The organism is Colwellia maritima (genome assembly GCF_022669015.1).
GTDB classification, from domain to species: domain Bacteria; phylum Pseudomonadota; class Gammaproteobacteria; order Enterobacterales; family Alteromonadaceae; genus Colwellia; species Colwellia maritima.
In genome coordinates this window covers 1047964-1069583 of sequence record NZ_JAKKSL010000002.1, presented here as the reverse complement: position 1 = coordinate 1069583, position 21620 = coordinate 1047964, and the positions used below count along the sequence as shown (strand labels likewise).

Here is a 21620-nt window from a genome sequence, read left to right as displayed (position 1 = left end):
TTAAATAAAGATAAAACACAATGAACAGAAATAGCTTAGAACACTACTTGAATACCTTGTTATCTCCTGAACGTATTAAAGATTACGCCCCTAACGGGTTACAAATACAAGGCAAAGACGAAATACAAAAAATAGTAACCGGTGTAACCGCGTCACAAGCATTAATTAACCGAGCTATTGATGAAAAAGCCGATGCGATACTTGTACACCATGGTTACTTTTGGAAAAATGAGTCGTATGTTATACGTGGTATGAAGTATAAACGTATTAAGTCTCTGCTTGATCATAACATCAACTTGTTTGCGTATCACTTACCCCTTGATATTCATCCGACTTTAGGAAATAACGCGCAGTTAGCAAAATTGCTAAACATAGAAATAACAGGACCACTGGAATTAGGTAATGAACTCAGTGTGGCAATACAAGGTAAGTTAGCTAGCTCTATTACCGGTGAAGCATTGTCAAATATAATAAGTGAGAAGCTTAACCGTGCTTGTTTGCATATTACTCCACCGTCGAATAAAAAGATTAAAACCATTGCTTGGTGTACAGGTGGTGGTCAAGACTATATTGAATTAGCCGCCGAGCAAGGTATAGATGCTTTTATTTCAGGGGAAGTGTCTGAGAAAACGACACACATTGCTCATGAAATGAACATTCACTTTTTTGCAGCAGGTCACCATGCTACTGAGCGCTATGGCGTTAAAGCGTTAGGCGAATTCATAGCAAAAGAGCAGGGGATTGACGTTGTTTTTGTCGACATAGATAATCCAGTGTAAACGCTGAATTAAGGAAAACACTACACTAGGCTTAGGAGTAAAGCGTGTATTTTTTACATTCAATTAAATATATGTTTTTTTATGCCATTCTTTCTACAAGCAATATGAGATTTATTACGATAATTTAGGCTATAAAAATCTATTATAAGGAGCAAATCATTGTCACAATTAATTAGTCATACACCCACATGGGTTTTTGTTGTTTTTTTTACTTTACTTGTATTAGGCTATGTTCAAACGAAAGAACGAAATATAAAAGTTAGAACCGTTTTTATTTTACCTATCGCGATGATTATATTTTCATTTTTTGGTGTCTACTCAGTTTTCGGTGTTACTACTTTAACGATGGGTCTGTGGATAATTGGTTTAATTATAACCTTCATTTTAGGGGTAAAGTTAGCGTATCCGAAGTTAGTGCTTTTTTCGAAGCCAGATAATAAGTTAACGGTTCCAGGTAGTTGGGCTCCCCTTTTTTTATGATGGCGATTTTCTTTACAAAATATTTTGTAGGCTTTGCTGCTGCTAGAGAATTACCTTTAATTAAAGAAGTTATATTTATTGTTTCAATAAGTACGCTTTATGGCATGTTTAGTGGTGTATTTTTATCACGTAGTTTTATTATGTTTAAAGCAAGTAAAGTATCTGCGTAAAAATCATTATGAAATTAAAAGGAATGAACCGAGCGTTTTGCTCCCTCATGACTCTCTTAAACCGACAATATTCTGCCTTTAATTGTCGAAATAAAGTAAACAACGCTATGGAGCTAAATCCCTGATGGAATTAGAAATTAACATTATCGACGCATTTACAGAGGTTGCATTTAAAGGAAATTCAGCAGCGGTGATTATCACAAACGACTGGCTTGCTGATGAACTTATCTTTGGCATATTAAATGCCACTGAGAAATGGACAATGTCCATCCACAATTGGAGCTAGTGTTTATCTCAGGTAGCCATTTATTTTGAAGGGTGTTTATATAGCGTACTCGATATTTAAACATTTAAGCTGACACAGAGTTTTTTAACTCCCTCCGGCTTGGAGCACTAAGTCGGTTAGTTGTTTGATAAGTGATGTAAGTACACCATCTTTACCATTAAGCTTTTTACCTGATTGAAGTGCTTTAACTGTACCTTCGAAGTTGAATTGATTTGTCATGCGTCATTTCTGTTTTTACCAGTTTACTGAAATGATACAGATTTTTGAACACTACCGATAACATTTAGATTCAGGCATTGCAAGGTTTCCCGCGCATAGGTTTTACTTAAGAGAACGCTTTAATCTAGCTAGCCATCATTTTTCAATTATTGACATTTGATACTAACATATTAATTTGTATAGCTCTTTTTAGTTAAGCTTAAATTAACTAAAATTAAAAGCACAGCACTAAATAAGTAACATTACCTTTTTATGCACAGTTATACTATCACTACATAACGTAATCCGTTGCGTTAATGGGTGCAACAAGCTACACCTTAAATTGATTAACTTCTTTATTAAGCACTTCGGCTTGTTGTGAAAGTTCCTTACTCATCTGGGCGTTTTGTTTTGCTGCTTGGCCTGCTTCTTCCGCAACATCTCGTATCATAATAACATACTTATTCACTTCAGAAGCAACTGTGCTTTGTTCTTGAATCGCAGTAGCAATTGTTGTATTCATGTCCATGATTGTTGAGACATCTTGAGTTATTTCTTCAAGCATTGAGCCGGCTGTTGCGGCTTGGTCTGCACTATCTTGTCCTTGAGTCCGACAAGTAGCTATATGTGCTACAATCTCTTTAGTCCGTGATTGTAAAGAGCTAATGATCGTTTCTATTTCTCGGGTAGACTCTTGCGTTCTACTTGCTAGTGTACGTACTTCATCAGCGACAACGGCAAAACCTCGTCCTTGTTCACCTGCTCGTGCAGCTTCAATAGCAGCGTTTAGCGCCAATAAGTTAGTTTGATCAGCAATGGCACGGATAACATCTAACACAGTGCCAATAGTATCTGAATCTTTTTCTAATTCGTGAACAACATTTTCAGAATCTAGTAAGTTTGCTGATAATTCAGCAATTTTCCCAACCGTTGCATCGACACCCCCTTTACCTTTAAGGGAATTTTGATTGGTTATATCCGCTTTATCAGCAGCCGCTTGGGTGTTCTGAGCAATTTCATCAACCGTAGCGACCATTTCGGTTACTGCTGTTGCAACCAAATCAGTTTGTTGAATTTGTGAATCAACGCCTTTATTAGCTTTGTGAATATTCTCAGATAGATTTTGAGTAGCTACATTCACTGTATCAACAGAATGATTCACCTCAATAATTAAGTTTCTAAAACTGGCTATCATGCGGTTAAATACATCAGCCATATTAGCGATTTCATCATTTGAAGAGGATTCAGCAACGATTGATAAATCTTTAGTATTAGCAACTTCATTCATTCTATTTTGAAGCCCTGTAATACCTGATAAAATACTACGACTAACAGAAATTGCAAATGTTATTGCAATAGCCGGACTATAAAAAACGCTAAATAGGCTACAGTTTCAACTGAACTAATATATTCTTCTACAGTTTTACGGCTAGAGATTAAAATACGATCAAGTAGTTCATCAACCTGATGAACCGTACTACGCATTTCACCTTTAAAGCCTCGATCTGGCTTAAACCCTTGTTTCCGTTGAGCCTCTACCAATTTTCCAAAGGCGGAACCGTAGACTTTAATATTTGAAATTACTTGAGATTTAATCTCATCAGTTAAATCACTGAGATGGATTGCATCAATAAACAAAGCAGAGTTTTGTTCCCATTTTTGCCAATACTTGTTATCTAAACGCAACATAAAATCTTTTTCATTTCGTCTTAATTGCAACATATTACTTAATAACTTGTAATCATTTCCTTTTAATAATTCTTCTACCGCATGCACTGCTGATCTCAGTTCGCCATACATTGCATCTTTTGGATTAAGGCCGATAGTTTTTTGCATTTCTACAATGTTATCAAAAGCATCACTATAGTCTTTAATCACTTTTGAAAGCGCTATTAAGTCAGTTGATTGCTTGGGGTTATCAGCAAATACTTCCATTAACTTTTTAATTCCGGAATTACTTCACCCTGCTTTTTCATAAAACTATCTTTGTATTTAAGTTCTTTACGAGCAAGAAAGTCTTTTTCATCTCGCCTTAACTGTAAAACATCAGCCTCAACAGTGCTTATAATATGAGCTGTTTCTAAACTTTTCTCTAATGATTTAACTGAGTAGGAAAACAATCCCAAAGATAAACATCAGCGATAATACTAGGATCCCTGTATTTGTGATAAGTTTGTGTTTTATTAACATCTATAGGTGGCCTTAAACAAGTAAAATTAGCGTGCATTAATTAAGTATAGTCATAAATACTTATTTTATATGTATAACCAAATGATTTATAGAACTTTGTATAATTTCTATTGTGCTATTTAACTAACAACATTAGTAAGAAATTAAAAATAGAAGCTCAACTAGAGTCGGCCAGATATGTGTATTCTTTAATTACTTTTTTATTATCTTTTCTTACGTAGAAATAATTGCCAAATACAAGGCATTTATTTAAATAACTTATTGTTCTAATTATTAAATAAATAATGATGAGATTGGTGACTTTAGTGAGTAGAAATGATCGCATAGTTAGCAGGGGTTATAGAAACCTAGAAATAAAAATAGGTGCCGAGTAGTCGACACCTATTTGAATTTTTGAACAAGGCTCATCTAAGCCTGTTTAACGATTACCTCAAAAGAGTGTAATCGTTTTAAATTGATTAATCATCACTCTGATTAGCAAAAGTCATTTTATAACCGGTTGCTGTATTAGCATCTTTTTCTAGGATAACAAATTGATTTTTACTTTCTTCATTTAGCGTAAGTTCTGTAGATGCAAGCACTATATTACTACTGTCAAGTTTACCAATAACATATACAGAATAGGTATTATTAAGTAAACCAACTGTGCTCGGGGTTGCAAATATTGCTGTGACATATTGATCAGCTGTTTCAATAATTTCATCATTACGAACAAAGTACACTTTAACATTTGTAAAGTCGTCAATAATTTCATCTTGATCAATTAAGTTAACAACCGTCATCTCATGACTGTAGATACTTTCTGTTTTACTATTTTCTACAATAAGTGAATTTACCGTTATTTCTATTTCATCAATATGACCATCGCCATCTTCATCAATATCACCATCGCTATCTTCATCAACCGCTTCTTCTAAAAGGTAGAAAAATATTGTTTTATCAGTATTTTCATTTAACGCTAATAAATGATTATTGATGATGATACTTTGGTCACCTGGTGTTACTAAACTCATACCATAATCACCAGAAGTGATTAGGGTTGTTGAACTAAATTCACCATAGTTAAGGGCTGAAATTTCAGGTGATTCATCAATGGTATTAATGTAAAAGTCAAACGTATTTGTATATTCAGGTAATAAAGGGTTTTCTACAATACCGTTGTATACTCGGTAGCTTGCTTCAGAGTTAGTATCTGAGAAGGCTTGAACAGAAGAGGTTGATACGATATCTATCATGTAAGGAGAAGAGCCTACACCAGTGTTTGCTCTGTTTACGAGAATATATTCTGCAGCATATGGAAACGTTATATCAGGTGAGGTAAATAAAATGTCATTACTGCCTGCCAAAGTGATATAAAAGATGTATTCATCTTGTGTCAGTTTCTGATTATCAGACATCACACTATAAGTGGCTTGATTTAGCAATTTAGCTTCATTGAACGTTTCATCTGATTCTGAATAATAAATATCAACAGCTTCAGAGTCGTTATACATATTAAGCACTCTAATATTGAACACTTCATCGTCGTTATCATCGTCAATTTCATCGTCATCTCTAACAGGAATATCATAAATTAATATGCTTGGTTCTTTAATATCACCGATAACAATAAATTCGGTAGTGTCACTGTTAACTTTTAACGGATTTTCATAAATCGTTTCTAAATCATATTGATTGTTATATTCATTTTGCCACGCTAATTCAATATCGTATGTGTCAGGATCATAAGCAAAACGGCTACCTATCTTAGTGAATGATATAGCTGAATAAGTTTGTTCGCTATAATCATCATCGTCATATTGATCTACTGTTAGGTATATGCCAGGTGAGTTTGATGAAAGGTTGTATAGTTGAATATAGCCAGTATTTGAATCGTCACTACCGCCGCAGCCATATAACGTTAATGAAAAAATCATGCTTAACCATAATGGTATTAAACTTTTTCGGTGAGAAAAAAGAAGGCTTTTCTGTGTCATTTGTTTTCCTTTGGGTAATTATCTTAATTAACCTCAGATCGGGTTAAGCCCTAACCATAGCATTCTTCTCTACGTCATTAATATTAAGGGTTGGCTTATTTTCTTTAAGGCAATAAGCCACTAACCCCGCAAGTAAATTCAACATAAAACCATTAGGACTGCGATGACGAGAATGCTCTATTTGAGAAATATTCTTTAATTGATCATTTATCGTCTCGATAATAAACCGTCTAGATAGCATGGCTCTATCCCATAACGACATCGCTTTTGCTTTCATATTACTGCGAACAGTTGTTATCAAGTCAACACCCGTTTCCTTTAAATCGGCGGTTAATTTTTTGCTGATGTAACCTTTGTCAGCATATAACTTTCCTTTGAGGTTTTTAGCTAACGCAAACACAGGCTTGGTGTCATGCACATTGCCAGTCGTTAATTTAGCATCAACTATTTCCCCCTAAAGTTGGTGACTAAATGCAGTTTGAACCCATAAAACCAACCCATTGTTCCTTTGCCTCGCTCGGCTATACCGTCAAATGTTTTGTGTCTAGGTATTCGTAGGTTATGGCATACTTTTATGCTCGTAGAGTCAATGAATTCAATACCTGTAGATTCACCCTTGAGTATGGAAAAATAGCTAGAAAGAGGAACGATAGCTTTAGGCATTACCTCTAAAAATCGAGTGTAGCTCAATAAACTAGGGAAGTGAGAACGATAAAATTTAGCGATATAACCTTTATAATAATTTTTAAAGTCGCGATGATTTGATGTATGAAAAGCAATAAGGATAGTGATCACCTCGCTCATCGTCATACGACAGGGGCGATTTCGCTTTATATTACCATCAGCAATTAATTGTTTTTCCCATTGTGGAATAAATACGCGACAAAAATCATCGACATCACAGAATATTTCAACTAGTTTGTTCATGCCCGTTCCTTATTATCTTTCTGTTTTTTCTTGGTCGAAAGATCGGATCGTGGAACGGGCACTTAGTTCAATTTAATTTATTCTTATCCCGAGCTGAGGTTAATTAATAACTTGAAAATTAAGGCGAAAGTATATCTTAATATTATTGCTAATATATAAAGTTTTAAGCTGATTGTTAAGTTATTTAAGTTACTGTTTTCTAAGTTACTGTTTCACATATATATAGATTGTATTGTATTTGGTAAGTTCAGTTTGCACATGCGGCTTTACATTTCTTTACTTAACCTTACAAAGCAAAGTGTTTTATATATTTAACACGGTATTAGGTTTTACACGGTAGAGAAATATGAATCGTCACTCCATCGGGTAAATAATGATTTTTCGCACTAATTTTTCCTTGGTGAAATTGGCAAATTAATCTAGCAATATATAAGCCTAAACCAAGATGGGGTTGCTCTTGTTTCGCTTTATGTGCAGAGGCATGATTACGTAGCGATACCATGGAGTCAAACAAGTTTTCGCTCAGTAATTTAGGTAATAAAATACCATTGTTGTGGATCAATAATTCAGCGTGATTATCATCATGGTTTAATTCGATTGCGATCATCTTATCTTGGCTAAATTCAACCGCATTATGAATAACTTTATCTAGTAGCTGCACTATGTGTTCAGGTGAACCATGTAGTGTTAAGGTTGATAGTTGAGTAGTTAACTGAAAGGTATATTCACCATAAACTTGCTGATAACCGGCCACGCAGCCAGAGACAACTGCGCAAAGGTCAAAATCTATTTTGTCAGTGCTTGACAGCATTTGTTCTAGACGAGTTGCTTCACTCATGTTAGTTAAAATTAAGTTTAAAGTATTAATGCCAGTTTGGGCTCGTTCAATATAGGCATTGTTTTCTGTAGAGCCATCTGATGAAGTATTTTTTTGTGTTTGTAAGGCTAGGTTTTCTAATGAGGTTTTGACGACTGCGATAGGGGTTCTTAATTCGTGAGAAAGACGAGAAGACATGTTTTCTAAATAGTGGTTATATTCACTTAGTCTATTAACCGCTGTAGTGAAGCTACGAGATAAATCACCAATTTCATCACGGTCCGGTTGAAGCCGATATTGCCCCAATGATTCGCCCTTGGGGATCGATTGCTCGCTCTGCTTGGTTTGATAAATGTCGAATGCGAGAAGAGATACGGGTAGCGAATGTAATAAAAGTTAATGCGCCTAACACCATAATAGCTAAAATAACAGTGAATAGTTTCTCTAAGGCACGGTTTCTTAACGTGCGAATGCCATTAGTAGTTTCTTCAACAATAACAGCACCTTGTACTTTTTTATTTATAAATATAGGGTAAGCTGCGGATAAAACTAAAGCTTGTTTATCAGTAGTTAATCGCCATTGTGATTTTTCAAAACCTGACAATGCACTAACAATATGCTCCCCACTTAAGTGTCCTGCATCGTATAATTTGTCAATAAAGTCAGTGGGTGGTTTGGTGAGTATTTTGTAATATAAAGGCAATAATAGTTGTTGCTCAAACCGATACCAAAGGCTTTGCTTCTCAGTATCACTCACTTGTTTTTCAGTATCATGCCAAACACCACTAGCAGACTTAAGTGATCCCGCACTGGCAAGTACTCTATGGTCTTGGTCAACAACCCATATACTTGAATTGGTATAACGCATGCCTTTGACAATACGTTCAATTTCAGGTGATGGTACCAATATCGTACCTAAACTATCCAACTTGCTAGGATCTGCTGAGCCAATGGCTGAAACAAGGGTACCGGCTGTATTGTCTACATCAAAAAAAGCAAAAGCAATTTTATCGCCAAGTGTTTTTAAAGGAACACGTAATTCAATATTATAGCCTTGGGGAGTTAACAGCCAATGCCCCTGGATATGAGACGCCGGTTGAGGGATATCCTCGGGGTTTTCAGTGATGCTAAATGCGGATATCCACCCTGGTTGTTTATTACTGATAATAAACCGATTTAAGTTGTTTGCGTGATCAGTAAACGATAAGGCTAAATGGTCGTTATGGGTGATGCTACGACTATTTTTACCACGAAAGATCACTTGATTATCAACAACCTGAAAAAACAAATACAAGTATTTATCGTATTTACCCACGCTCGCTTTAAAATTAATACTTAACGGTTCATTAGAAAAGAGTTGCTGCTGTTGGTTATAAAAATGTGCACGTTGAGAAAAATTTGGCCAGTCAGTATGCAAACCATCAAGTTGAATAGCTTCGGTTAGTTGATAACCATATAGATCTTTCCCTTGTTCAACGCCGGTAAAAAACTGGCTTGATTATTAAATAAATTTTCACGTTCGTGTAATGCGGTTGCTAAGGCTCTCGCCGTACCAACTAAGGTTTGCTCTTGGCCAAAACGCAAATATTTTTCCATTTCCCATACGTATTGATAACCGAACCAAGGAATGACAAAAAGAAAGCTAGACAGTAGTAATAACTTTGCTCTTAAGCCAAAGCGTAGTTGAAAGCGTTTTTTTGTGTTACTCAAAACGTTATTAGTCATGTGTAGTAGTATTATTGATTTCGCTTAACCAACGGTAACCCATGCCATAAACTGTTTCTATGCAGTCAAAACTATCATCAGTGTTAATAAACTTTTTGCGAATACGTTTTATATGTGAGGTTATTGTACTGTCGTCCACATATATTTTAGAGTCGGTCATTAATTGGTTACGATTCTTTACGTGTCCTGGGTGTTTCGCTAATGCATGCACTAACCAAAATTCGGTAATAGTTAAATCAATGGGATTATTTTGCCAGGTAATTGTCATGCGTTGGCTATCAATGGTTAATGAACCAGTTTGCGTGATATGTTCATTGTTTACCGGCTGTTTAAATGCTTCTTGTCGGCGAAATAAGGCTGATATGCGTGCAGTTAAATGGGGTAAGCTAATATCTTTTGTTAAATAGTCATCAGCGCCAATACGAAGTCCTGAAACCGTATCAAAATCATTGTCACGAGCAGTTAAAAATATGATGGGTAAACTGGCTGATTTGGCACGTAATTGCTGACATAGCACAAATCCACCTTCATATTCTTCGTTTAAACCTATATCTAATATCACTAAGTGAGGTAAGCGCAAGTTAAATGCCTGTGTGGCAGATTCTCTATCAGCATAGGTTTGCACTTGGTAGCCTTGGGTTCGCAGCACATCAGCGTAGTTTTCTCGTATGGCTGCTTCATCTTCAACAATAGCAATTCGTTTAGTCATTTATACATACTTAATATAGGGTTAGGAAAATAATATCGAGTGACGAGAAATAAAATACATTGTCTATTTAACTCTTGCGTTTGACTATATCTAAATTTTACCGTGAGTGCGCCTTATTTTTGAAATTGCCATATTATTGCCATAATTGCTCAGCGGTTTGGCTTTTTTTACCCACATCTCTGCCTTTTTATAGGGGTTTAATAGTGGTGTTCAATAAAACACACCTTAACAATATTGTTAATTGCATAATTTAAACCAACTACTTCAAATGAATGAGGCATATCATGAAAGCACTTACCGCACCGACCAATTTAAACCAAACCGTTATAAACACAGTATCAAAAAAAATACTACTCGTGACAGTTTTTACGTCTGTTATGGCGAGTACGTCAGTTTTTGCCAGTGAAAATATATTTGCTGACAAACAAACAGCAATAGAAAGACACCAAGAAAAAATTAATAATGAAAATATGGGGTTTGGAACGGGTGCAATTATTGGGGGGGTTATTGCTTTGGCCCACTAGGTGCAATGGTTGCGGGTATCGGCGGCACCTTGATTGCAAAATTTATCAATGTAAAAGATGATAATGAGGTGTTAAGCACGGCTTTAATAGAAGAAAAACACTTATATAAACGTAATAATGAACAGACTGAAAAGCAGTATCAAGCTGAATTACAACGTTTACAAAATGCCTATCAACAACAATTAGCAGCGCTTGAAAAGCAACAGCAAAATACAGGACAAATACAAGCGGATAATTTATTAATGAGTTTACAGTTTTCTACGGGGTCAAGTGATATAGCACCCCATTATCAGGATCAAGTAACAGCGCTTGCGCAAATACTCGTGAGTTCACCAACAATGAAAATTGATTTATCAGGTTATACCGATTTAACCGGTGGGTCTGCACTTAATCAAACCTTATCGAAAGCTAGAGTTGAGTCAGTCAAAACGATGTTAATGACGTACGGGGTTGATGAGGAGCAAATTGCCACGTTTGCTTTTGGTGATAATGCGCCGGTAGTGGCAAATGATACGCGTAAAGTAAGTTTTTATGATCGTCGTGTGGTATTAAAGTTACATAAAACATTGACGGCTGAAAATAATCGTGTGGCGAATATTCAGTAATATTAAATTTTGAGCCTGTATTGACGTTTGTGTAATGCTACCGGAACCACTCGTTGATAATACTTGTCGCTAGAGTTTATATAGCAATGGCGACAAGTATCATATTGTATGCAGAAAAATAGTGCTACTTGCAGAAAATCAATATTGTTGAGGGTTAATTGTATCCCTCTAATTGTTTCAACATTATGTTGTTTCCATCATGTGACCATACTGGGTTACCTTCCCAAGCACTATGAACAGTTAAGTGTCAAGCAGTACCGCCTTTAGATGACACTTTATAAATATCACCTTGATAGCTAAATAAGACAGATTTTCCATCTGGCGATATGGCGCTGTGTTTAAACCATTCTTATAGTACGTTAGTTAGTGACGTTTCAATAAATCAGAATAACCTATTTAAAACCAATTGACGATTATGCTAATAACATACAATATTTTCCTTCAAATAATATACATTCCTATAAAAGCAACGTGCAGCATGCAGGTTCATCATCATTGCTTTTATCTTATTAAAAGAATGCCTGAAGGAAATTCCCCCTAAAATGCAATTTTTTGTTAAAATAGCTTAGAAGATTAAATATTTTAAAAGAACTTACTCCCCCATGCGCTTTGATTATCGAATTGTTTTTATTATTACTGCATTATTGTTTACGTTATCGACGAGTTTAACCGTTATTAATTATGTAGATTCTATTGAGTCAACGCGCAAGCAATTAAAAAACAGCTCATTGCCGTTAACGGTTGATAATATTTACACAAAAATTCAAAAACAAATTATAGAGCCTAATTTAATTGCTTCGATGATGTCGCATGACACTTTTATGAAAGATTGGCTTGTTCATGAAGAAGATAACGTTGACAAAATAACTGAGTATCTACAAACCATTACCAATAAATATGAAATGTTTACCGCGTTTTTAGTTTCACAGAAGAGTCAAAATTATTATACCAACAGTGGTTTATTAGAAAAAATTTCAGTCGATAATGAAAATAACGCTTGGTATTTTAATTTTAAAAACAAGCCTGAAAGTAATGAAATTAATATTGATTATAATAACTTTATGGGGCAATCGTTAATCATGTTCATGAATCATAAAATATATGACGATGATTCGCACATGATGGGGGCGACAGGGATAGGCTTAAAAACCTCATATATAAATGACATGTTAAAGTATTTTCGCGAACGCTTTAATTTTAGTGTTTTTTTTATCGATAGGCAGGGTAGGGTACTAATTTCAGAACAAGGTGGAAACGCCATTGGGCAATTGAATCAACATGCTGAATTAAAAAAATTAATTCCTGAAATAACCAATACCGAACAACAATTATTTGAATATACTCATCAGGGTGAGTCACATTTATTCACAACCAAGTATATTGATGAGTTAGATTTGTATTTAATAGTGGGGGCAAAAGTAGAAAATTTTACCCAATCTGTGAAAGATGCCTTCTATTTTAATATGTTTATTTCGGTCATTATCACTCTGCTTATTACTTTTATTGTGATCTTGTATGTTAGAAATATTCACCGTAAATTACATAAGCTTGCAAGTAATGACACTTTAACTGGCTTGCCAAATAGACGGACCTTTCATAATCAACTAGCGTATTTAATTTCTCTTAAAGCACGACGTCAACAAGATGTGTCCCTTATATTTATTGATGTTGATAATTTTAAAGTAATTAACGATACGTTGGGTCACGAAGTTGGGGATAAAGTACTAGTACACGTTGCTGCAACGTTAAAGAATGCTTTAAGAAAAACAGACTTTATTGCCCGCCGGGCGGTGAAGAATTCATTGTGCTGTTAATTGACACCCCTCTGGCAAGTGCGCAATTAATTGCAGAAGAATTAAGAAAAAAATAGAAACTAATCATTGTTTATTGCCACAATCAAAGCAGCCAGTAACCATTAGCTTAGGTCTGACCCAGGCGAATGACAATGATGATGCCGATTCCTTATTTAAACGAGTTGACGATGCTTTATACCAAGCAAAAAGCAAAGGAAAAAACTGTGTTGTTATCTCTGAGCCACCAATAGAAAATCTTTAACCTCTGTATTATTTGAGTGATACCAATATTAATTATCAGTATTGATGATTAACCTGTTTGATCCAGTGAGTGTTACGCTTGAAAGTATACGAAATTAAAATATATGGAAGCACATGAACCGATTTAAACGAGAAAATAATTTTGCTATTTTGTTGGTCGGTATCTTCGCTTTAATTGTTGGTGTTGGTGTAGCACGTTTTGTGTTTACCTCTCTTTTACCCGCAATGTTGGAGGATACACTCAGTATTGCTGATGCAGGAATCCTTGCTTCAATCAATTATGTTGGTTATTTGTCGGGATCAGTGTTTTCTATTTTTATTAAAGACATACATTCAAAGGTAAAATATTTTAGAGTAGGGTTGTTTGTTTGTGTTGTTTCTTCCTTTCTTTTAGGAATTACAGAAAATAGCCTCGTTTGGATGATTGCTCGATTAGTTGCAGGATTTGGTGCTGCTATGGCTTTAGTTGTCGGTTCTTCAGTGGTAATGCTTAAGTTAAAAGCGACTAATAAAACGAAAGCAATGGGAATACACTTTAGTGGTTTAGGGTTTTCAATTGTTATTACTGATCTAGTTATGCGTGGCGTATTCTATTATGGCGGCGATTGGAGAGATGCATGGCTTATACTGGCAATAGTGGGGGCTATTTTATCTAGCTATTCTGCTTATATATTACGATTTGATAAACAACCAAAAAATGAAATAGTTAAACATACCTTTGATAAATCACTTTTTTCCCCGATGGTTATTATTCTCATTTTGGCGTATTTTACTGAAGGTGTCGGTATGGTTGTACAAGCGACTTTTTTACCTGACATTGTTAACTCGTTAGAAGGTTTAAGTGGTGCGGGTGGTTATGTATGGTTAGTTGTCGGAATTGCCGGTATTCCACCTGTGTTATTTGGATGCGTTTAGCACATCGTTTTGGCAGTATTAATATTATGATAGTAGCAATGTTATTGCAGATTGTCGGTATTTTAATTCCCACATTCTCAAGTAATATTATTATGAATCTTATAAGTGGGCTGCTGTTTGGCGCTACGTTTATCGGGTTAGTTGCATTATTTATGAATTTTGGTGGGCAACTGTCTCATAAAAATCCTGTCTTTATTATGGGGGCAATAACATCCGCTTATGGTGTGGGGCAAATTATTGCACCTTTGTATTGTGTCGCTCTAATCAAGCAATTTGCCACTTATCATTACGCTTTATATGTAACAGCAAGTATTGTTGCTTGCGGTATTTTGATGTTAACTTACGCTAAGTTTACGTACAAAGAAGCAAAACAAACTATGCAGTAAGCCGGATATACTCTCTAGTCTCTGCATTTATGATTATTCAATTACGCGTGCAAAAGGGGGTAATGAATCGAGTAATTGCTTACCATAACGTTTAGTCACTACACGCTTATCCATTAAAGTGATCACACCTTCATCCATTTCATTACGTAATAATCTACCACATGCTTGTACAAGTTTTTTAGACGTTTCAGGTACAGATAAGGTCATAAATGGATTACCCCCTTTGGCTGTTATATATTCAGCTTGTGCTTGTTCTACGGGCGAAGTAGGCACTGAAAAAGGCAGTTTGGTTATAATTAAGTTATTTAAATAATTACCAGGTAAATCTAAACCTTCAGAAAAGCTTTGTGTACCAAAAATAATAGTGGTTTTATTATTATCACACTGCTTTTTGTGATGTTCTATAATATATTGCCGAGCGTGTTCACCTTGTACTGCAATCGTCATTTTATGTTTCTCGCGGAGTGCTTGAGCGACTTTTTCCATTTGCCAATAAGATGAAAACAACACTAATGTAGCGCTGCCTTGTTCTATATATTTAGGCAATTTCTCTATTAATTCATCAGTAAATTTTAAAGCACTTGGCTCGTTAACCATGCTAGCAACCACAAGTTGCGCATTGTTTTGGTAATCAAATGGCGAGGTAACGTGTTGGTATTGACTACCATCATTATTCTTTAAACCCGCTTGAAAACGAAAATGATCAAATGAATTTAACGCGAGCAATGTAGCTGAACACAAAACTGCACCTTCACATTGGCTCCATAATTTTTCTTCCAAGGTAAAACCTACTTCTATCGGCGAGGCACAGAGTAAATAGTCTTGACGAGCACTGGCTTTCACTGGGGCATGTTTTTGAATCCACCGTGCCATGGGGGCGGCTTTATCACTGTCAGTTTTAGCATACATGTACCATAGTGCCTGTAAGTTTTCTAACCGTTGTAACATAAAGCCGCTTCGGCTAAAATAGGCTCAGCAATAAACATTTTACAATCACCATCTTTTACGGCTTCAATTAAGGCATTATAAAGTTTGTTTAAATGACTCAATGACTTTTTACTGAGTTCGTTACAATCTTCAGCCCAATTTTTAAGAGTTTTAGGGATGATGCCATTATCAAAACGGTAAACTTGCTCATCTTTTTGATTAAAATTTGCCTTATTTTTATTCTCCGTATTTTCTAAAAAATAAACGTTGGCATTGTTTTCTACAAAAGTGAGCACTTTTTGCATTTCTATCAGTAAATCCTGACAATCATCACTGAGCTTAAGAGCCGGAGAAATAGCGCGTTGAGACTTGATCAGCTTCGCCATCTTATCACCTGTTTCCCTCAGCTTCGTTAACCATTCAACTGCGCCCCGTAAGGTGACGCTTGCACTTGAATGATCACGTGTTACTTTAGGTAAATGATGAGCTTCATCTATAATATAAAAAGTTTCATCTGGTGGTGAAAGTATCCTACCTCCACCTAATTCAAGATCAGCCAGTAGCAAGCTATGGTTTACTACTAATACATGGGCTTGTTCCATTGTTTCTCGGGCTTTATGAAAAGGACAATGATGGTGATCAGACAGGGTTTTTAAGCAACTGTGTTTATCACTTTGAACTTGCGACCAAATGTTATGTGGAATTGGTGTTTTCCATGAGTCAATATCGCCGAGCCATGAACCATCAGTTAATGCTTTGTGCATCGCATTTAAGATTCTAATATCACTAGCTTTAGGTTTTTCGGCAAAAGTAAACCCCGCTTGCGGAGAATCGGTGGCAACAGCTTGGGTGAGTTTTTGTCTGCAAACATAACGTTGACGACCTTTCACTAAGGCAAAGTCAAATTTTAAGCCGGCGTGTTTTTTCAAAAAAGGTAAATCTTTATCTACCAATTGCTCTTGTAATGCAACAGTTGCAGTGGAAATACATACTTTTTTATCACGTGATAATGCCAAGGGAATAGCGCCTAGGCTATAGGCTAGCGATTTACCTGTGCCTGTGCCTGCTTCAATCGTGATAATTTTTCTGTCTTTGCTATATTCACCTGCCAACGTTTTAGCAATTTCAGCGATCAAAAAAGTTTGTTGTTTTCTTGGATTGAAATGACTTAAATTTTCACCAATGGCTTTATAAGATTGGCGAATGAGTTGTTTTAACTTATCAGTTAACATCTAGTGGCAGTTTCCAAAGGTAAAATTATACAGTACAATGCTGTATATAATAACAGGTTTTGAGTGTTTCTCCTTAAAATTTTTAAATTGTTTAACCAATAGGCTAATAAACTTGTTACAACCAATTCAACAAGGTTTTCTGCTCAGTCGCCAAGTGCAAGACAAAGGGCATACCCTGCAAATCATTTTATGGATAAAAACGGTCACGGGCGCGCAAAAACTGGTGATTGATAATGAACAGGCCGTTTTTTTTGTTGCAGAGAATCAGGTCTGTAAAGCTGTTGATTTGTTAATACAACAAAATATCTCACTGAATAAGCAAAAAAAATTGACACTGAAAACCTTTGAACAATCACCTGTACATGGGTTTTATTTTACCAATTTATCGCAATTTTACCGAGCAAGGGACTGTCTTAAAACAAATAAAATTAAATGCTACGAAGATGACATACGCCCTGATGATCGTTATTTGATGGAGCGTTTTATTACCGCAGATATAGATTTTATGAGTAGCCAAAGCAACAGTTTGCCCATGAAACATACTGAGGTGAAATGTAAAAAATCTTCTCAACCGTTAGACATCAGATTAACGATGTTATCTATTGATATTGAATGCTCTATGTCAGGTGAGCTGTATTCTATTGGCCTTTACGCAAAAAATAGTATCGAGTTTACCTGCGTAATGATGATAGGTGAATCTCAAGAAAATGCTGCTTCCTATATTATTTGGGTTGATGATGAAAGGCAGTTGTTGATTGAACTGATTAATCAAATAACCCTCATTGATGCCGATATTTTTATTGGTTGGAATGTTATTAATTTTGATTTTAGTTTACTTCAAAAGCGTTGTGATCTTCATCAACTAAAATTTGCGATAGGGCGTGATGGTAGCGTTCCACGTTGGCGAACTAATAACAATAATACCGATCAACAATTTATTGAGATAGCGGGTAGGGTAGTACTTGACGGTATTGATTTACTCAAAACGGCCACGTATAGCTTTCCAAGCTTTTCACTTGATAATGTTGCGAATACTTTATTGGGAATGGGTAAAAAGGTTAATGATGTTGAGAATAGAGTTGATGAAATCACTGAAAATTTTTTACACAATAAACAGGCTTTAGCTGCTTATAATTTAGAAGATTGTCGATTGGTATGGCTCATTTTTGAAAAAACACAACTGTTAGAATTTGCGCAACTAAGAGCACAACTTACCGGCCTTGCAATTGACCGAATAGGCGGGTCGGTAGCGGCGTTTACTAATCTTTATTTACCTAAACTGCATCGTAGTGGTTATGTTGCGCCAAATATGGGGGATGGTGTTTCTGATTTAGTTTCGCCTGGTGGTTATGTTATGGATTCGATCCCTGGCCTTTATGATAATGTGCTAGTGCTTGATTTTAAATCACTTTATCCAAGTATTATTAGAACATTTAAAATAGATCCTATGGGGTTAGTTGAAGGGTTTCTTGAAAGAGAACAACAAGCTGAAAAAGCAGAGATGTTAGTAAACAAGCAAGATAAAAAGGTGATAAAGGGGTTTGATGGCGCTTATTTTTCACGAACGAAACATTTCCTACCTGATATTATTACATCGCTTTGGTCCGAACGAGATAAAGCCAAGTTACAAAAAAATGCGGCTTTATCACAAGCCATAAAAATTATTATGAATAGTTTTTATGGGGTTTTAGGCTCTACAGGTTGTCGATTTTTCGATCCACGCTTGTCTGGTTCAATTACTAAACGTAGTCATGAAATATTAAAAACGACGAGCAAATGGATTGAAGAAAAAGGCTTTCGTGTGATCTATGGCGATACCGATTCTATTTTTGTGCATGTCGCTAATAAGCAGTCTGCTGCTCAATGTATAGCTTTAGGTAAAGAACTACAGGATTTAATCAATAAAAAATGGCAACAACATATCGCCGATAAATTTAATTTACCTTGTGAATTGGAAATTGAATTTGAAACCCATTTTACAAAGTTTTTAATGCCTGCGATTCGTGGTCAAGAAACGGTTAAAGGACAAAAAAATATTGGCACAAAAAAACGTTATGCAGGCATTAAAAATGGCAAATTATTGTTTAAAGGGTTAGAGACTGTCAGGAGTGATTGGACAGAGTTAAGTAAAGATTTTCAACAAGAGTTATATCGGTTGATTTTTAGTGAACAACCTATTGAGGATTATATTAATAATATTATTGAGGAACTAAGGAACGGATTACATGATAGCAAATTGATATATAAGAAAAAAATCAGACGAAAATTAGCGGACTATGTTAATACACCTCCCCATATTAAGGCCGCTTTAATTGCAAACAGTAAACTTATAAAAAAAGGTAAAAAACCAGAATACGAGCATAGAAAAACCATTCGATATGTTATGACACTTGATGGTGTACAGCCTTTAGAATTCAATGAAAATACCCTTGATTATGATTTTTATATAGAGAAACAACTCAAACCAATAGCTAACGATATTTTACCTTTTATTGCTAAGGATTTTGAATCGATTGCAGGTAAACAGCTAGGGTTGTTCTAATTTGTTGTATCTTCTATGTAGAAAATATTTTTTAAATAGAAGGCTAATCAGGCTAGGCTAATCAGGCTAGGCTAATCAAGGCTAATCAGGCCACCGAGGGCTAATCAGGCCACCCACGATAAATCTTGGGTGCTTTTCATCTAAGTCAGTAATGCGATTTGAGAGTCAATCATTATAAGGCTAATCAGGCAAGGCTAATCAGGCCACCCACGATAAATCTTGCTTTTGCGACAATTTTCCACTCCTGATTTTCATCTTTTACAAAGCTAAGGGCGGCTAATCAGGCCACCCACGATAAATCTTGCTTTTGCGACAATTTTCCACTCCTGATTTTCATCTTTTACAAAGCTAAGGGCGGCTAATCAGGCCACCCACGATAAATCTTGAGTGCTTTTCATCTAAGTCAGTAATGCGACTTGAGAGTCAATCATCACATTTTCGTTATGCCTTTGAAATACTCTCTAAGTGCCATACTTTTGCGACAATTTTCCACTCCTGATTTTCATCTTTTATAAAGCTTAAGTGGTCAACAAAAATATTGTCATGCGCTCTAAGCCTTAGTTTTACCATTGCACTTAAAGAAGAGAGGTAATCGATGAGTATTATTTCATCTTCACGTTTTTGATTCACGCTTGCGGGTGATGGTCGGTTTGCGACATCATGTCTAAAGTTAGCAATTGGGTCGACAAATATTTTACCTTCATCCGCATCAAATAGGTCGAGGTCGGGTGAAAAATAGTATCTAATTTTTCTACGTCACAGTAATAAATCATATCTAAGTATAGCTCTATTGCTTTTAGTAGTTCTTGGTTTTTCATGGTGTATTCCTTGTCTGGTGTTTTTCAGTGAATGGTTGAGACATACGATAACAAAGGATTTTAAATAAAAAAACTGGCGTAATTGACAGGTTTCGGTAATATTACGCCAAACTGCTACTTAACGAATGAGGTGACAAATAGGTGATTGATAATGCTAATCCACCTTTAGTGTGTATTTTGACTTACAACAATTTATGTATGTTTGAGTTTGGTATCGCTTTAGAGGTATTTGCTTTACCGCGTCCAGAATTGTCACAATGGTATGACTATAAAGTGATTGCGACAAAATCTGGTGAAATTAATGGTATGGGGGGCGTTAGTATCGACGCTAGCCATGACTTATCTTTATTAGCACAAGCAACATTGATCGTTGTACCAGGTTGGAGTGGTGAGGTGAGTGATGCGTTAAGAGTAGCGCTAACCAATGCTCATGCTAATGGAGTACGTATCGCGACTATCTGTTCAGGGGTATTTCTACCACCGCCTGTGGCCTATTAAGCGGCAAGCAAGCTACAACACATTGGCGGTATGCCCAAAAACTTCAGCAACAGTACCCCGACATAAAGGTAAATCCTGATGTGTTGTATATCGATGAAGGGCTAATGTTAACTTCCGCAGGCTCTGCTGCCGGATTAGATTTGTGCTTGCACATTGTGCGTAATGACTTTGGTCATAAAGTTGCAAATATGGTCGCTAGAAGATTGGTGTTACCGGCGCATAGAGAAGGAGGGCAAGCGCAATTCGTACCACGTCCAATAATAAAAAATAATGATTTGTTTTCACATTTGCTAGATGAAATAAGGTCAACATTGAATGAAGACTGGTCGGTAAAACGTATGACCGACAAAGCAGCAATATCATCGAGAACCTTATTACGAAGATTCAAGGACACAACAGGAGAGAGCCCTTTAACGTGGATAACAATGGAGCGCTTGGCCTTAGTCCGAGAATTGTTAGAAACAACTAAGTTAAACCTAAACCAAATTGCAAATGCCAGTGGCTTTATCTCACCAGAGTTATTAAGGCACCATTTTAAACGGCATTATCAATTAAGCCCATTGCGCTATCGGTCGCAATTTATTGAGGTTTGACCTTCTTATGAGTGTTATTAAAAGGGCTATAAAGGGCTAATAAGGTCAAGCTAATCAGGTCGGCTAATCAGGCCACCCACGATAAATCTAGGTAATAACAGCACGTTAAGCACGTTAGTTATATTATTTTCTTATTAAAATAATCCATATCATGTGCAGGTAAATGCCTCTATTACCCGTTTTATTACATGTAACGTCACTTTTTCTGAATTTTAGGTGAGAGTGGCTAATCAGGCCACCCACGATAAATCTAGGTAATAACAGCACGT

The 21620-nt window shown here is 35.9% G+C and carries 15 protein-coding genes and 7 pseudogenes; 12 read left to right on the top strand and 10 right to left on the bottom strand.

The genetic code is table 11. The annotated features are described in order from the left end of the window. Positions 1–20 precede the first annotated feature (20 nt). From L3081_RS15355 to L3081_RS15340, 4 genes and pseudogenes are all read left to right on the top strand, one after another. Entirely contained in the window at positions 21–779 is a 759-nt protein-coding gene (locus tag L3081_RS15355) for a Nif3-like dinuclear metal center hexameric protein (protein WP_242286944.1), read from the top strand. Positions 780–938: 159 nt separating this feature from the next. Next, the gene (locus tag L3081_RS15350; protein WP_242286943.1) at positions 939–1259 is read left to right on the top strand and encodes a DUF6622 family protein; all 321 of its coding nucleotides are present in this window, start codon (positions 939–941) and stop codon (positions 1257–1259) included. Then, complete coding sequence (locus L3081_RS15345) at positions 1256–1429, top strand: DUF6622 family protein (RefSeq protein WP_242286942.1); 174 nt, start codon at positions 1256–1258, stop codon at positions 1427–1429. Before L3081_RS15350 ends, L3081_RS15345 begins: the two co-directional genes overlap by 4 nt. Before the next feature lie 124 nt (positions 1430–1553). After that, positions 1554–1652 (top strand): annotated as a pseudogene (locus L3081_RS15340) (phenazine biosynthesis protein PhzF); the annotation flags it as partial. A 159-nt stretch (positions 1653–1811) separates the two neighbouring features. Here L3081_RS15340 and L3081_RS27090 read toward each other — a convergent pair. The 8 genes and pseudogenes from L3081_RS27090 to pdsR form a co-directional block, all read right to left on the bottom strand. Next, positions 1812–1934 (bottom strand): annotated as a pseudogene (locus tag L3081_RS27090) (IS256 family transposase); the annotation flags it as partial. 310 nt (positions 1935–2244) lie between these two features. Next, on the bottom strand, positions 2245–3201 hold the full coding sequence (locus L3081_RS15335; RefSeq protein WP_242286941.1) for a methyl-accepting chemotaxis protein: 957 nt from the start codon (positions 3199–3201) through the stop codon (positions 2245–2247). Between the two features lie 59 nt (positions 3202–3260). After that, the gene (locus L3081_RS15330) at positions 3261–3848 is read right to left on the bottom strand and encodes a hypothetical protein (RefSeq protein ID WP_242286940.1); all 588 of its coding nucleotides are present in this window, start codon (positions 3846–3848) and stop codon (positions 3261–3263) included. Further along, complete coding sequence (locus tag L3081_RS15325) at positions 3848–4039, bottom strand: hypothetical protein (RefSeq protein WP_242286939.1); 192 nt, start codon at positions 4037–4039, stop codon at positions 3848–3850. The genes L3081_RS15330 and L3081_RS15325 overlap by 1 nt, the downstream gene beginning before the upstream one ends. 522 nt (positions 4040–4561) lie before the next feature. Beyond that, on the bottom strand, positions 4562–6079 hold the full coding sequence (locus tag L3081_RS15320; protein ID WP_242286938.1) for a hypothetical protein: 1518 nt from the start codon (positions 6077–6079) through the stop codon (positions 4562–4564). A 43-nt stretch (positions 6080–6122) separates the two neighbouring features. Further along, positions 6123–7006: pseudogene (locus L3081_RS15315) on the bottom strand (IS982 family transposase). A gap of 322 nt (positions 7007–7328) precedes the next feature. Continuing rightward, positions 7329–9548: pseudogene (pdsS, locus tag L3081_RS15310) on the bottom strand (proteobacterial dedicated sortase system histidine kinase). Next, positions 9541–10257 carry a proteobacterial dedicated sortase system response regulator gene (gene pdsR, locus L3081_RS15305; RefSeq protein ID WP_242286937.1) on the bottom strand — a complete coding sequence of 239 codons (717 nt, stop codon included), beginning with the start codon at positions 10255–10257 and terminating at the stop codon, positions 9541–9543. Before pdsR ends, pdsS begins: the two are co-directional and overlap by 8 nt. Positions 10258–10541: 284 nt before the next feature. Here pdsR and L3081_RS15300 point away from each other — a divergent pair, with 284 nt between their 5' ends. The 5 genes and pseudogenes from L3081_RS15300 to L3081_RS15280 form a co-directional block, all read left to right on the top strand. Then, the gene (locus tag L3081_RS15300) at positions 10542–10781 is read left to right on the top strand and encodes a hypothetical protein (RefSeq protein ID WP_242286936.1); all 240 of its coding nucleotides are present in this window, start codon (positions 10542–10544) and stop codon (positions 10779–10781) included. A gap of 5 nt (positions 10782–10786) precedes the next feature. Beyond that, positions 10787–11386: a sortase-associated OmpA-like protein PdsO gene (gene pdsO, locus L3081_RS15295; RefSeq protein ID WP_242286935.1), complete on the top strand. Its 600-nt coding sequence runs from the start codon at positions 10787–10789 to the stop codon at positions 11384–11386. 602 nt (positions 11387–11988) lie between these two features. Further along, positions 11989–13200, top strand: coding sequence for a sensor domain-containing diguanylate cyclase (locus L3081_RS15290; RefSeq protein ID WP_242286934.1), 1212 nt, complete (start codon positions 11989–11991; stop codon positions 13198–13200). A 73-nt stretch (positions 13201–13273) separates the two neighbouring features. Beyond that, positions 13274–13441 carry a GGDEF domain-containing protein gene (locus L3081_RS15285; protein ID WP_242286933.1) on the top strand — a complete coding sequence of 56 codons (168 nt, stop codon included), beginning with the start codon at positions 13274–13276 and terminating at the stop codon, positions 13439–13441. Positions 13442–13554: 113 nt separating this feature from the next. Beyond that, positions 13555–14655, top strand: a pseudogene (locus L3081_RS15280) (YbfB/YjiJ family MFS transporter); the annotation flags it as partial. A gap of 119 nt (positions 14656–14774) precedes the next feature. Here L3081_RS15280 and dinG read toward each other — a convergent pair. Continuing rightward, positions 14775–16900, bottom strand: a pseudogene (gene dinG, locus L3081_RS15270) (ATP-dependent DNA helicase DinG). Positions 16901–17012: 112 nt separating this feature from the next. On the opposite strand from dinG, the gene L3081_RS15265 reads away from it, so the two are divergent. Further along, positions 17013–19442 (top strand): DNA polymerase II, encoded by a 2430-nt coding sequence (locus tag L3081_RS15265; protein ID WP_242286930.1) that lies wholly within the window; start codon positions 17013–17015, stop codon positions 19440–19442. A gap of 441 nt (positions 19443–19883) precedes the next feature. Here the strand turns inward: L3081_RS15265 and L3081_RS15260 are convergent. Further along, positions 19884–20191: pseudogene (locus tag L3081_RS15260) on the bottom strand (nuclear transport factor 2 family protein); the annotation flags it as partial. Between the two features lie 210 nt (positions 20192–20401). Here L3081_RS15260 and L3081_RS15255 point away from each other — a divergent pair. Together L3081_RS15255 and L3081_RS15250 are read left to right on the top strand one after the other, a co-directional pair. Then, positions 20402–20758, top strand: coding sequence for a hypothetical protein (locus tag L3081_RS15255; RefSeq protein ID WP_242286929.1), 357 nt, complete (start codon positions 20402–20404; stop codon positions 20756–20758). Between the two features lie 80 nt (positions 20759–20838). Then, a complete protein-coding gene (locus L3081_RS15250) occupies positions 20839–21351 on the top strand; it encodes a helix-turn-helix domain-containing protein (RefSeq protein ID WP_242286928.1) in 513 nt (170 codons plus the stop codon). The last annotated feature ends 269 nt before the right edge of the window (positions 21352–21620 follow it).